The sequence below is a fragment of the Micromonospora sp. NPDC006431 genome (assembly GCF_042870725.1).
Lineage (GTDB): Bacteria > Actinomycetota > Actinomycetes > Mycobacteriales > Micromonosporaceae > Micromonospora.
In genome coordinates this window covers 60,425-72,785 of record NZ_JBIAHQ010000003.1, presented here as the reverse complement: position 1 = coordinate 72,785, position 12,361 = coordinate 60,425, and the positions used below count along the sequence as shown (strand labels likewise).

General features: G+C 73.9%; 13 protein-coding genes. 6 read left to right on the top strand and 7 right to left on the bottom strand.

Annotated features, from left to right (window positions below; genetic code table 11):
- Window positions 1-90: 90 nt before the first annotated feature.
- Both ACFYM6_RS06685 and ACFYM6_RS06680 read left to right on the top strand, forming a co-directional pair.
- Complete coding sequence (locus tag ACFYM6_RS06685; RefSeq protein WP_387272948.1) at window positions 91-2,055, top strand: zinc ribbon domain-containing protein; 1,965 nt, start codon at window positions 91-93, stop codon at window positions 2,053-2,055.
- Between the two features lie 129 nt (window positions 2,056-2,184).
- Window positions 2,185-2,757, top strand: coding sequence for an O-methyltransferase (locus ACFYM6_RS06680; protein ID WP_387272946.1), 573 nt, complete (start codon window positions 2,185-2,187; stop codon window positions 2,755-2,757).
- A gap of 131 nt (window positions 2,758-2,888) precedes the next feature.
- On the opposite strand, the gene ACFYM6_RS06675 is transcribed toward ACFYM6_RS06680, so the two are convergent.
- Together ACFYM6_RS06675 and ACFYM6_RS06670 are read right to left on the bottom strand one after the other, a co-directional pair.
- On the bottom strand, window positions 2,889-4,346 hold the full coding sequence (locus ACFYM6_RS06675) for a leucyl aminopeptidase family protein (protein WP_387272944.1): 1,458 nt from the start codon (window positions 4,344-4,346) through the stop codon (window positions 2,889-2,891).
- A 143-nt stretch (window positions 4,347-4,489) separates the two neighbouring features.
- Window positions 4,490-4,657: a DUF3117 domain-containing protein gene (locus tag ACFYM6_RS06670; RefSeq protein WP_013283866.1), complete on the bottom strand. Its 168-nt coding sequence runs from the start codon at window positions 4,655-4,657 to the stop codon at window positions 4,490-4,492.
- Between the two features lie 190 nt (window positions 4,658-4,847).
- Between ACFYM6_RS06670 and ACFYM6_RS06665 the strand changes: the two genes are divergently transcribed.
- Together ACFYM6_RS06665 and ACFYM6_RS06660 are read left to right on the top strand one after the other, a co-directional pair.
- Window positions 4,848-5,666: a PaaX family transcriptional regulator C-terminal domain-containing protein gene (locus tag ACFYM6_RS06665; RefSeq protein ID WP_387272942.1), complete on the top strand. Its 819-nt coding sequence runs from the start codon at window positions 4,848-4,850 to the stop codon at window positions 5,664-5,666.
- 3 nt (window positions 5,667-5,669) lie between these two features.
- Complete coding sequence (locus tag ACFYM6_RS06660; protein WP_387272940.1) at window positions 5,670-6,461, top strand: enoyl-CoA hydratase/isomerase family protein; 792 nt, start codon at window positions 5,670-5,672, stop codon at window positions 6,459-6,461.
- A 191-nt stretch (window positions 6,462-6,652) separates the two neighbouring features.
- Here the strand turns inward: ACFYM6_RS06660 and ACFYM6_RS06655 are convergent, their stop codons facing one another.
- The 4 genes from ACFYM6_RS06655 to ACFYM6_RS06640 all read right to left on the bottom strand — a co-directional run bounded on the left by ACFYM6_RS06655 (window position 6,653) and on the right by ACFYM6_RS06640 (window position 9,225).
- Entirely contained in the window at window positions 6,653-7,273 is a 621-nt protein-coding gene (locus tag ACFYM6_RS06655) for a hypothetical protein (protein ID WP_387272938.1), read from the bottom strand.
- Between the two features lie 63 nt (window positions 7,274-7,336).
- Window positions 7,337-7,921: a DNA-3-methyladenine glycosylase I gene (locus ACFYM6_RS06650; RefSeq protein ID WP_387272936.1), complete on the bottom strand. Its 585-nt coding sequence runs from the start codon at window positions 7,919-7,921 to the stop codon at window positions 7,337-7,339.
- 54 nt (window positions 7,922-7,975) lie between these two features.
- On the bottom strand, window positions 7,976-8,470 hold the full coding sequence (locus ACFYM6_RS06645) for an SRPBCC family protein (protein WP_387272934.1): 495 nt from the start codon (window positions 8,468-8,470) through the stop codon (window positions 7,976-7,978).
- Window positions 8,467-9,225: a DivIVA domain-containing protein gene (locus tag ACFYM6_RS06640; RefSeq protein ID WP_387272932.1), complete on the bottom strand. Its 759-nt coding sequence runs from the start codon at window positions 9,223-9,225 to the stop codon at window positions 8,467-8,469. Before ACFYM6_RS06640 ends, ACFYM6_RS06645 begins: the two co-directional genes overlap by 4 nt.
- 161 nt (window positions 9,226-9,386) lie before the next feature.
- Here ACFYM6_RS06640 and folP point away from each other — a divergent pair, with 161 nt between their 5' ends.
- Entirely contained in the window at window positions 9,387-10,256 is an 870-nt protein-coding gene (gene folP, locus ACFYM6_RS06635; protein WP_387272930.1) for a dihydropteroate synthase, read from the top strand.
- A 6-nt stretch (window positions 10,257-10,262) separates the two neighbouring features.
- Here the strand turns inward: folP and ndhC are convergent, their stop codons facing one another.
- On the bottom strand, window positions 10,263-10,640 hold the full coding sequence (ndhC, locus tag ACFYM6_RS06630; protein ID WP_073840061.1) for an NADH-quinone oxidoreductase subunit A: 378 nt from the start codon (window positions 10,638-10,640) through the stop codon (window positions 10,263-10,265).
- 120 nt (window positions 10,641-10,760) lie between these two features.
- On the opposite strand from ndhC, the gene ACFYM6_RS06625 reads away from it, so the two are divergent.
- Complete coding sequence (locus ACFYM6_RS06625) at window positions 10,761-12,173, top strand: hypothetical protein (protein WP_387272928.1); 1,413 nt, start codon at window positions 10,761-10,763, stop codon at window positions 12,171-12,173.
- The last annotated feature ends 188 nt before the right edge of the window (window positions 12,174-12,361 follow it).

Sequence of the window (12,361 nt, the reverse complement as noted above, 5' to 3'; positions counted from 1 at the left end):
TGATGCTTCTTTTGGGCCCGGGAAGATTCCGGTGATGTGGGTCGGCCGTACGCGTCGGTTCTCCTCGATCGATCTCGAGGCGATGAGCCGGTGAGCGGGAAGCTGCCGCTGGCCGAAGGCGAGGTCTTGCGTACCGCGTGCGCTCGCACTGTGGTGCGTGCGGGTGTGGACGAGAAGACCGGTGAGGTCCTGTCCCAGGCGGTGCTTGCGCAACGTATCGGCTGGTGTGCCGATCTGGTGGCGGGCATGGTCTGCGCCCTGGTTGGCGAGCACTGGAACACCGCGGATGTACAGGTGTTGGCCTCCGGGCAGGATGCGGGCGGCCGGAAACTGCCGCCGAATGCGTGGATGGCGCTGCGGCGCTTGGGCTGGGCCGCCGCCGCGCCCAAGGGTGTGAGGGTAAATGACCGGATCGTGCGGATGGCTCAGGAGCAGGCGGGGCGGCTCCTGCGTTCGGCGACGTGGCGTGCTGACCTGACAGCCGGGATCCTGGCGACCTGGCCAGCCGATCCGCGCAGACGCACCCCGCAGGAATGGGAGCAGGTACGCAAATCGGTTCCGGGCGGGGAGCATCTGCCGTCCAGCGTCATCAAGGGCCGCACTCGTCAGGTCGCCACGTTCCTTGCCGCGCATGGCCGCCTGCCGGTGGACGTGTTCGAGCTTGAAGACGCCCCGAACGTCCCGCGGATGCTGCTGCTGGCCGCGTGTGATAGGCAAGAGGCCACCATCGAACGCAGCCGGACCGACCCCACAAGTGTGTTGCTGCGCTTGCAGCTTCCCTCACGCCCGGATCCGCGGGCGTATCGGGACTGGACGTGGGTGGCCTGTCCCATCACGCTGCCGCCCACGGTCCCTGCGGGCGCGGTGGTGCACCTGCCCACTCTCCGCGTGACCGGCCGGCAGGTGCGAGCCGACGTCGCGTACACCCACGCCGTGCCGAAAACCCGGCGCATCGGGCACTCGGTGGCGCTCGGTGTGGACTGGGGCCTGAACACCCTGTTGTCCGCCGGAGCCCTACGACTCCACAAGGATGGGCGGATCACGGCTGTGGGGTCTGGTGGCCAGTTCCGGGCCGCCGGAGTCCTCGCCAAACAGCACCGCCTCCGCCGCCTGTCAGAACGACTGCACGCCAAAGCCGACCACTACCAGCGGCTCGCCAGCGGTGACGAGCAACATCAACTCTTCGGCAAGCATGCGGTACTGCGCGACGAAATCTGCCACGTGTCCCAGCGCCGCTCGCACCTGAACGCCGCGGTTGCGTGGGCCGCCGCCCGATGGGCCGTGGACCAGGCGATCGCCGCCGGGGCGACCGTGATCTATCTGGAAGACCTGCGGTCGTTGGAGGCACGGGACATGGGCACCACCATGAACACCCGCGTATCCCAGCAGGTACGCGGGCAGATCACCGACCGCATGCGGCACCTCGCCGCCGAGGCTGGTATCGCCGTGGTCACCGTGCCCGCCCGGAACACCTCCAAACACTGCCCGCAGTGCCTGGCCCCGCTGCGGCACCGCAAAGCCCCCGACCATCCCATGGTGGCAGGCTGGAAGTGGGCCATCTGCCCCAACACAGGCAGCTGCGGCTGGCAGGGCGACCGCGACGACGGAGCGTGGCGTCGTATCGCCGCCCGTGGCCTCACCCACCAGGCCAACACCATCACCGACAAGACCAGCGGGCACATGATGATCCGCGCCGTGGTCGACAAACTTGAAACGGTGGCGGTAATCACGAAGACCAGCCGGAAGGACCGGTCGAAGACCGGCCCCACCCGGGACAAGCCACCACGCCCCGCGCCCAGGCGACGCAGGGCACCCTCCCCCGCCAGGCCTCACGGCCAGGCGGGCAAGCGTCCGGAGGGACACGCACCAACGGACCGGACCCGGCTGCCCCGCGCAGCCCACCGGCTCCAGGGCGTGAGCACGATCAGCACACCCACCACCGGCCACCGGCCACGAGGGGCCGCACTGGGCGCAGGATTCCACCTGCACGCCCACGCGACCCCACCACGATGGGAAACGATCTCGGAAACATCCGATTCACGATCGCTAAGCTGATCAGAGACGCTCATAGCGCCAACCGACCACTACGCCGCCCGGAGGTGTCCCATCGCCACGGTCGCCAGCTCCGGCAACGCGACGGCCCAGGCGCTCCAGTTCGCCGAGTCGTACGTCACCGAGGATCTCGTGCTGCGGACGGCCCGCAGCCTCGCCCACGAGGTGGGCGTGGAGGCGGTGACGCCGGGGGCCGGGGCCGCGCTGCGACTGCTCGCCGCCGCCGGCAACGCCCGGGCGGTGGTGGAGATCGGCACCGGCACCGGGGTCAGCGGCGTCTGGCTGCTACGCGGCATGCGGCCCGACGGAGTGCTCACCACCATCGACCTGGAGGTGGAGCACCAGCGGATCGCCCGGCGGCTCTTCGTGGAGGCGGGCTTTCCGTCCGGGCGTACCCGGATCATCACGGGCCGGGCCCTCGACGTGCTGCCGCGGCTCGCGGACGGCGCCTACGACCTGGTCTTCGTCGACGCGGAGGCGACCGGCTTCACCGCCTGTGTGGACGCCGCGCTGCGGCTGCTGCGGCCCGGCGGGTTGCTCGCGCTCAACGGCACCCTCGCCGGCGGCCGGATCGGCGACCCCGCCGCCCGGGACGTGGAGACGGTCACCGTCCGGGAGACCATCAAGGCGATCCGGGAGTCGGAGCACTGGATCCCCGCGCTGCTGCCGGTCGGCCACGGCCTGCTCGTCGCCGTGAAGGCCTGAATCGCCGGGCGGCCTCCCGCCGGCACGGGCTGCGACCGGGCCGCACCCAGGGCTCAGCCACACCGAGCGCGGGGTGCGCCCGCGCCCAGGGGTCGACTGCGCCAGCGACGCGGCGCGAGGTCCGCCCGCCGTCAGCCCAGGGTCGCCAGCCAGCGCAGCAGCCCGCGTACGCCCCAGCCGGTGGCGCCCCGGGTCAGCTCGCCGTGCACGTCCTCCGACCAGGAGGGGGCGGACATGTCCACGTGCACCCAGCGGTCCCGCAGGTCGCCGGTGAACTCGCGCAGGAACAGGGCAGCGGTGATGGACTTGGCCGGGTCCGGGGAGCTGTGCAGGTCGGCCACGTCGCTGCCCAGGTACTCGACGTAGTCGGCGGGCAGCGGCATCCGCCAGGCGCGCTCGCCGGCCGCCCCGATCGCCGCCAGCAGGTCGGCGGCGAGTTGGTCGTTCTCGCTGTACAGGGCGCCGTGCCGCTTGCCGAGCGCCACCGCGTTCGCGCCGGTCAGGGTGGCCAGGTCGACCAGCAGGTCGGGGCGGAGCTCGCGCTCCGCGTACGCCAACGCGTCGGCCAGCACCAGCCGACCCTCGGCGTCGGAGTTGGTGCTCTCGCTGGTCAGGCCGCCGTAGTGGCGGATGATGTCGCCGGGGCGGAACGCCGAGCCACTGACCATGTTCTCGGCGAGCGGCGCGAGCGTGGTGATCCGCACCGGCAGCCGCAGCGCGGCGGCGCCCAGGGTCGCGGCGACCACCGCGGCGGCGCCCGCCATGTCCTTACGCATCAGCTTCATGGCCGGCACCGGCTTGATGGAGATGCCACCGGTGTCGAAGGTGATCCCCTTGCCGACCAGCACCACGTGGGTACGCGCGTCCGCCGGCCGCCAGTCCAGCTCGACCAGGCGGGGGCCGCTGGCCGAGCCACCGCCGACGGCGAGGATGCCGCCGAAGCCCTCCGCCGCCAACTCCTCCGGGCCGCGTACCCGCAGGTGCAGGTCGGGGCGGTCGGTCGCCGCGGCCGCGACCTGAGCGGCGAACCAGCCCGGGTTCTTGGTCGAGGAGGGGGTGTTGGTCAGGTCGCGGGCCAGCCGGGTCATCTCGGCGGTGGTCCGGGCGGCCGCCAGGGTCGGGGCGAGCGCGTCCGGGTCGCGCACCACGACGTCCACCTCGGCCAGCGCGGGCGTCCCGCCGGCCTCGGTCAGCCGGAACCGGTAGGAGCCCAGCAGCAGCCCCTCGACCAGGCCGCGTAGCGTCTCCGCCGCATCCGCCGGGAGGGTCACCGTGACGTACATCTCATCCTTGGCGGCGCGGGCCAGCGCCGCGCCCGCGCTCCGCCAGCCGTGCTCGTCGCCGTCGCCGACGCCGAGCAGCACCAGGCGCGCGGGCGTGCCACCCGGGCGCAGGTGCTCCCGGACCTCGCCTGCGGCACCGGTCAGCCGGGCGGCGGGGAGCAGTGCGGTCGCCTCGGCCCGGACGTCGTCGCCGGGCGGCGAGGCGGTGGGGACCAGCGCGGGCGGGCGGTCCGGCCCGTCGGGACGAACGGGCAGGACGAGGGTGTCGAGCCGCTCGGGCTCGCGCACCAGACGAATGGCCAGCACGCTGGACCGCACCTCCGAAAAGTTCTCAAAACGGGATAACTCGCCGAAGCGAGCCGACGAAGACCCTGAGCCACCGGCGGTGCCGGTGGCTCAGGGTAGGACGAACCGCTCGCGCGACCCGGGCCGCGCGGACCGCTCCTCGCTCAGCCGGCGGCCGCCTTCAGCGCGTCACCCAGCGCGGTGGCCTCGTCGGGAGTCATCTCGACGACGAGCCGGCCACCACCCTCCAGCGGGACCCGCATGACGATGCCCCGGCCCTCCTTGGTGACTTCCAGCGGACCGTCGCCCGTCCGCGGCTTCATCGCCGCCATGTTGTCTCCCCTCAGACCTACACCAGGGTCGGTGGGTTGCCCCACAGCCACTTCGCCATAACCACCCGCAACCATCGCGGGGGCGTCGACCAACGATTTTCCCTGATGAACACCGCCGGACCCAAACCGAAGCAGCATTGATGTAACAGCATCTAGCTTATCTTGGATAGGCCTGTCACAATGTGCGGTCATGCAGGCACGGTCGGCACTCTTCGACCTGTACGGCGACCACCTCCGGGCGAGGGGTGGGCGCGCACCGGTCGCCGCCCTGGTCAAGCTGCTGGCGCCGCTCGGGATCGCCCCTCCGGCCGTCCGCACCGCGGTCTCCCGGATGGTCCGCCAGGGCTGGCTCGAACCGCTCCGGCTCGCCACCGGACCCGGTTATTCGATCACGCCGAAAGCGGGCCGGCGACTCGACGAGGCGGCCTCCCGGATCTACCGCACCGGCCGGCACAGCTGGGACGGGCGGTTCGACATGCTGGTGCTGGAGGCGCCGACGTCCCGGCGGGACCGGCAGCGGCTCGCCGCCAACCTGACCTTCCTCGGCTACGGCACCCTCGACGACTGCACCTGGGTGGCGACCCGCCCCGGTGAGGACGTCGACGTCCTGCTCGCCGAGGCGGGCGTGCGCTACGAGCGGTTCACCGCCGCCCACGCCGCCGGCAACCCCGGCGCGATGGGGGTGGTCCGCCGGGCCTGGGACCTGGCCGAGATCGGCCGGGCGTACGAGCGGTTCGTGGCGGAGCAGAAGCCCCTGCTGTCCGGCGTCACCGTGCGCAGCAGCGACGAGGAGGCGTACGCGGCCCGGTTCCGGCTCGTGCACGCGTGGCGTACCTTCCTCTTCCGGGATCCGCAGCTGCCCCCGGCGCTGCTTCCCGAGCGCTGGCCGGGCACCAACGCGGCCGGTTTCTTCGACCGGCACGCGGCCCGGCTCCGGCCGGCCGCCGACCGGTACGTCGAGCACTGCCTCGACGCCAGCAACCGCCTCGCCCGACAGAAGGGTCGTTAGAACGTGACCGAGCCGCTGCTCGTCGACCGCACCGACGCCGTCGTCACCCTGACGCTGAACCGCCCGAACGCGATGAACTCGCTGGACGTGTCGCTCAAGGAGGCGCTCCGCGACACCCTCGCCGAGCTGGAGACCGACCGGTCCTGCCGGGCGGTCGTGCTGGCCGGGGCGGGCGGCTCGTTCAGCGCCGGGCAGGACCTGCGGGAGCACGTGCAGACCCTCGAATCCGCCGACACCGACCAGCTGGCCACCGTGCGGGCCCACTACAACCCGATCGCCGCCCGGCTGGCCAACCTGCCCAAGCCGGTGGTCGCCGCGGTCCGGGGCATGGCCGCCGGGGCCGGCGCCTCGCTGGCGTTCCTCGCCGACTTCCGGATCGGCGGGCCGAAGACGAAGTTCCTGATGGCCTTCGCCGGAGTCGGGCTCGCCGCCGACACCGGCGCCTCCTGGACGCTGCCCCGGCTCGTCGGGCACGCCAAGGCCGTCGAACTGCTGATGCTCGCCGAGCCGGTGGGCGCCGAGGAGGCGGGCCGGCTGGGCCTGCTCACCCGCCTGGTGGACGACGACGAGCAGGTGCTGCCGGCCGCGCAGGAGCTGGCCACCCGGCTCGCCGCCGGCCCGACCGTCGCGTACGGGGCGATCAAGCGCCAGCTCTCCATCGCCGACGCCGGCACCCTCGCCGACGCCCTCGCGGCCGAGGCGCAGGCGCAGTCGATCTGCGGCGCCACCGCCGACCACAAGGCGGCCACCATGGCGTTCGTCAACAAGCAGAAGCCCACCTTCGCGGGCCGCTGACCCCCACCGGGGCTTCCCCGCGCGCCGCCCTGGATCGCCACGCTTTCACCGAAATAGCGGCCATTCGGCGGAGAATGAGCCCTCTCTCCGTGAAAGAGGTGCCTCGGCGGGGCGTGCTCGGCGGGGGCGTGGGGCCCTTGCGTGGCCGGGGCGTACCGGCCGTCCGGGCACGGTAAGCGGGACGGCGACGGTCAGTCGTCCTCTTCGGGATCCTGGTTGGCCGCCGCGCCGAGCACGTACGCCTGCATGGCCAGCTCGTCGCCGGTGGGCGCGACGAAGGCGGGCAGCTCGCGGGGGCCCAGTTCCTGCACGTACGACCAGAAGAGCCGGACCGCCTCGGCGGGCGAGGACGCCTCGATCGGCAGGTCGAGGCTGACCAGCCAGGACCGCCGGGCGGGCGGCGGGCCGAGCAAGGCGGCCAGCTGCCCCCAGGCCGCCAGGTCCAGCCCGGTCACCGGCCCGTCGAGGGCCACGTCGTCCACCGGCACCGGCTCGTCGAGCACCCGCCGGGTGTACGACACGACGAGCTCCCCCGGGCCGGCCTCGGACTGCGGGTCGTCCGGGTCCTCCCGGGTCTCCGCGGTGGCCAGGGCGACCCGGCCGAGCGCCACCAGCCGCAGCGGCTCGTCGACCAGCACGGCGACCGGGTCACCGGGCCGGGGCCGGGTGACGCCGTTCAGCCCGGTGAGCTCCAGGGTGTCGTGGTGCACCAGCCGCTCGGCCTCGTACCGTTCGGCGGGCAGCAGCACCGCCCAGGCACCGGACGCGGTGCTCTCGGTCGTCCCGCTCGTACGGAGCTCGGTGTCGGTCATGGCGTCAATCCCATCACGCGGGGACGGTGCTGGTCCCGGCACGTCCGCCGGACGCCGCGGGCGTCACGTCCCGACCGGGTCGAGGGTGACGTGGCAGCCGGCGAGGTGGTCGTCCACCATGCCGGTGGCCTGCATCAGCGCGTACGCGGTGGTGGGGCCGACGAAGCGGAAGCCCTGCTTCTTGAGCGCCTTGGCCAGCGCGGTCGACTCCGGGGTGAGCGCCGGCACGGAGGCGTTCGACCGGGGCCGGGCCGGCCGGGGCGGCGGCGCGTAGGACCAGAGCAGCGCGGAGAGGCCACCGGGCAACTCCAGGGCGGCCCGGGCGTTGGCGACGGCCGCTTCGATCTTGGCCCGGTTGCGGACGATCCCGGCGTCGGCCAGCAGCCGGGCCACGTCGGCCTCGCCGTAGCCGGCGACCTTCTCGATCCGGAACTCGTCGAAGGCGAGCCGGAACGCCGGCCGCTTGCGCAGGATGGTCAGCCAGGACAGGCCGGACTGGAACGCCTCCAGGGTCAGCCGCTCGTAGAGCGCGTCGTCGCCACGGATCGGCCGGCCCCACTCCCCGTCGTGGTACACGGCGTAGTCCGGCGTGCTAGCTCCCCAGGCGCAGCGGTGCAGCCCGTCGGCGCCGATCACCAGGTCAGTCACGGCGTCAAGGCTAGGCCGACCCACCGACAACGAGCGACGACGGCCCCCGCAGGCTCAGGGCAGCCGGCCCTGCTCGACCAGCCGGGCGAACTTCTTCAGCGCCTGGGTGAGGCTGAACTTCGAGCCGGGCCAGAGCACCGGCCAGGCCACCCGGCCGGCGGTCCCGCCGGGCAGGTGGAACCACTCGTGCCAGACCACCTGGGTCCGGTCCTGCTCCACCGGGGTGCAACGCAGCACCCCGGGACCGCGCAGCAGCTTGCCGCAGTGAACCACGCCGACCTCGTACGGGGCGTCCACCCGGACCACCCGCATCTCGTCCCGCAGCACTGCCGGGCCGAGCGTGGTGACCGCCTCGACCAGGCTCCCCTCGCCGCCGTCGCCCTCCACCACCCGCACCGTGGTGAGCGGGATCCAGTCGGACTGCCGTTCCCAGGCGGTCAGTGCGGCGAAGACCCGCTCGGCCGGCGCGTCGACGATCACCGTCGCGGTGACCTCGGCGGCACCGGGTTGGGTCGCCTCGCCGAGCGATTCGCCCTCCGGGCCGGTCACGCCGACTCCGAGCGGACCACCGCGCCGCGCTCCCGCTCGCCGTCGAGGTCCGGGGCGGTCGCCCCGGTGGGGCCACCGGCCGGGGTGCCGGCGGCCGGGGCGGAGGTGGGGCCGGCCGGCGGCCGGTCGGCGGCGGCCCGATCGGTCGCTGCCTCGTCGGCGGGTGCCGCGACCGGGGCTACCGGGCCGGGGGGCGCCGGGGTGTCCGAGGGGAGCACGGCCTCGTCCTCCACCGCCGCGGCGGCCGGTGCCGCGGCCAGCCCCGCCTCGGCGGTCAGCGCGTCCGTCGAACTGTCGGCGGCCGCGTCGGCGGAGGTCCCGGTGGTCTCGCCGGCCCCGTCGGCCGGGGCGTCGGCGGGGCTGCTCCCGGCGGTCGGGCTGTCGGCCGGCTGCGTGCCGGCGGCCTGCTCCCGGGTCCGGCGCAGCGCGTCGGCCTCCTCGGTCCGCCCCGCCCGGAGCGCGGCGATCTCGGCCTCGAGCACGCCGATCAGCTCGGACTTGTAGCCGATGTCGTACGCGGCCCGGCGCATCGCCTGGTCGACCTGGGCCATCCGGTAGCCACGCAGCGCGGTGTCGAAGCGCACCTCGGCGATGTCCGACTCGTCCAGCGGGCGGCTGCCCGGCAGGGGCACGGCCCACCCGTCCGGCTCGGTGGGCACCAGGCCCGGGTCCCGCCCGGAGACCAGCACCGTCACCCCGAACACCACCGCCGCGACGGTCAGCGCCACGACCAAGAGGAGCAGAACGTCACCCATGGGGAGATCGTGGCATGCGGGCGCGCATCGGGCGAGCCCTCCACCCGCACCGATCATGATTCGAAACCCGGCGTACCGGGCGGGCCGGCCGGGGACCGACCGGATAGCGTCGGGGGCGTCCGGCGGACGATCGGGGCCGGGGCGGAGATCAGGAGGCGGGCATGACCGGGGCGCTGCGGCTCGGTGGGCGGACCTTCTCCCCCGGCGAGCTGGTGGTGATGGCGATCGTCAACCGCACCCCGGACTCGTTCTTCGACCGGGGTGCCACCTTCGCCCAGGACAGCGCGCTGCGGGCGGTGGAACGGGCGGTGACCGAGGGCGCCGGGATCATCGACATCGGCGGGGTGAAGGCCGGTCCGGGCGACGAGGTCGGGGTGGCCGAGGAGATTCGCCGGACGGTGGACACCATCGCCGCCGTCCGGGCCGCGTTCCCCGACGTGGTCATCTCGATCGACACCTGGCGGGCCGAGGTGGCTGTGGAGGCGGTGGCGGCCGGCGCCGACCTGCTCAACGACACCTGGTCGGGGGCGGACCCGGCGCTGGCCCGGGTCGCCGCGGAGACCGGCGCCGGGCTGGTCTGCTCGCACGCCGGCGGGCTCACCCCGCGGACCCGGCCGCACCGGGCCGCGTTCGACGACGTGGTGGCCGACGTGGTGGCCACGGTGACCGGGCTCGCCGACCGGGCGGTGGCTCTCGGCGTACGCCCGGACGGGATCCTGATCGACCCGGCGCACGACTTCGGCAAGAACACCCGGCACTCCCTGGAGATCACCCGCCGGCTCGGCGAACTCACCGACACCGGGTGGCCGCTGCTGGTCGCCCTGTCGAACAAGGACTTCATCGGCGAGACGCTGGACCTGCCGGTGCCGGACCGGCTCGAGGGCACCCTGGCCGCCACCGCCGTCTCGGCCTGGCTCGGCGCCCGGGTGTTCCGCGCCCACCAGGTCCGCGAGACCCGCCGGGTGCTGGACATGGTCGCCTCGATCAAGGGGGACCGGCCGCCGACCCTGACCCGCCGCGGCCTGGCCTGAGCCAGGTCACGTCCAGCGGAGGATGTTCTTCCGCCAGGCGTAGAGAATGCCGAGCGCCACCACGGCGACGAAGACAGCCATCTCCACCACCGTCGTCACGCCGAACCCCGGCCGGTCGAAGACCAGGGCCCAGGGGAAGAGGAAGACCGCCTCGACCGCGAAGAGCACGTACAGGTACGCGTAGACGTAGTACCTGATCTGCATCTGCGCCCAGTCGCCACCAACCGGGTCGAGGCCGCACTCGTAGCTGGCCCGCTTCCCCCAGGGATCGGCCGGACGGCTGGGACGTAACACCCGATTGGCTGAGAACGCCGTGACGAAGAAGAGCACGGCGGCGAGCAGCAGGAGACCGAGGGTGGCGTACGAGCCGAGATAACCGGTCACGGTCGGGAGCCTACCGCTCCGCCCGCCAGCGGGTCCCGAACGCAGGTTTGTTTCGTTTTGGGGCCAACGCCCGATGACAACCATGGCCGAAAAACGGAAACGAGCCTCACCGGAGGACAGATGACCCGCCCCCGCGTACGGCCCACCCGGCGGGCCGTGCACCTACGTACCTCGGTGCTGCTCCCGCCCGCGCTGGCCGCCGGCCTCGCGGCGGCGCTCGGCGTGGCGCCCGGGTGGGCCACCGCGTCGCCCACGGCGGCCGGCGTGGTGCGCGCGGCCACCGATCCGGCGACCGAGCCCGGCAGCGGCACCCCCACCGGGGAACCGACCACGACCCAGCCGGCACCGACCACGGCGCCGCCGACCGAGAGCGCACCCCCGGGGACCACGCCGCCGACCCCGACCAGCACCGCGCCGGCTCCGACCGGCACCGCTCCGGGCAAACCCCCGCCCACCATCACCCCGCCGACCACCACCGCACCGGCGCCGCCGCCGGCCGCCCCGCCCGGTCAGCCGGCCGGCGCTCGGCTCGGGGTACGGGTCACCACCGAGGACGTCACGCTGACCTCGGCGTACTGGAACGCCGACCGCGCGGTGACCACACTGCGGGTGACCGTGACCAACACCGGCGGCAGCACCGCACGGATCCGGCTCGGCTACACGCTGCCGGCCGGCCTGACCGACGTGGGGACCGCAGGCTGCGCGCCCGCCGGGGGCGGCAGCTACCGCTGCGGCGAGTGGACCACCCCGCCGGGCGCCCGGTTCCGCAGCGCGATCCGGGTCCGGGTCGCCGGCACCGCCTGGCGGTCCATGCCGCTGGCCGGCTCGGTCCAGGTCACCGCCACCGCACCCGGGGTCAGCGGCTCGGCCACCGACGACGAGGGCTTCGCCGTCCTCTTCCCGCCCGGGCCGCCGGCGCCCGGCATCGCGCTCCGCGCCGAGGAGGTGCTCCTCGACGACAGCGGCGGCCCGACCACCCTGGCGGTACGCCTGGGCAACACCGGCCGGGTCGACGCCGCCGGCCGGGTCGACGTGGTCCTCCCTGACGGGGTGACCCCTGCCGGCCCGCCCGCCGGCTGCACCGCCGTGACCCCGGGCCGCACCCGGTGTGACCTGGGCACCGTGCCGGCGGGACGCACGGCCACCCTGCGGCTGCCGGTGGCGGCCACGCCGGAGGCCCGGCGCCGGGCCCCGCTGTCCGGCGCGGTCGCCGGCCGGCTGGAGCCCCGCAGCGGGCGGGACCGACAGGTGCAGATGAGCTTCCGGATCACCTCCGCCGCCGCGCCGGCCAGCCCGGTCGTCGATACGCGCGGCTCGCAGGGCGAGCTGGATCACGCGGGACGGCCCGGGGGCGAGGACGACGCCAGCCCGGTGCGGACGGCCGTCGTCCTGATCGCCGCCTCCGGACTCGTGGTGGTGCTCGCGTTGGTCCTGGCGACCGCCTCGCTGCGCCGCCGGATGAGCGGCGGCCGAGCCGCGGCAGCCGCCACCCGAAGTGATCCGCCGGACCACTCCAGGCGTGCGGTGATCTGAGTTACGGTGACGGTACTAATGCCGCAAAGCCGGGCATACAGCCGGCCGAGCAGGTCCCACACGTCGGACCTCCACCAAGGTGGCCCTAACGGACCGACGTAGGCTCTGACGTGAGAAATGGAGCGGGCCGAACCGGGCACGGACGGCTCGCGGTAGCAGCGCGTCAAGGAGGGCACGTGGCCGGGCAA

Coding starts and splice junctions, on each gene's coding strand:
- ACFYM6_RS06670 (WP_013283866.1), bottom strand. CDS start 4,657: ATGGCGGCGATGAAGCCGCGGACGGGCGACGGTCCGCTGGAAGTCACC.
- ACFYM6_RS06665 (WP_387272942.1), top strand. CDS start 4,848: ATGCAGGCACGGTCGGCACTCTTCGACCTGTACGGCGACCACCTCCGG.
- ACFYM6_RS06655 (WP_387272938.1), bottom strand. CDS start 7,273: ATGACCGACACCGAGCTCCGTACGAGCGGGACGACCGAGAGCACCGCG.
- ACFYM6_RS06640 (WP_387272932.1), bottom strand. CDS start 9,225: ATGGGTGACGTTCTGCTCCTCTTGGTCGTGGCGCTGACCGTCGCGGCG.
- folP (WP_387272930.1), top strand. CDS start 9,387: ATGACCGGGGCGCTGCGGCTCGGTGGGCGGACCTTCTCCCCCGGCGAG.
- ACFYM6_RS06625 (WP_387272928.1), top strand. CDS start 10,761: ATGACCCGCCCCCGCGTACGGCCCACCCGGCGGGCCGTGCACCTACGT.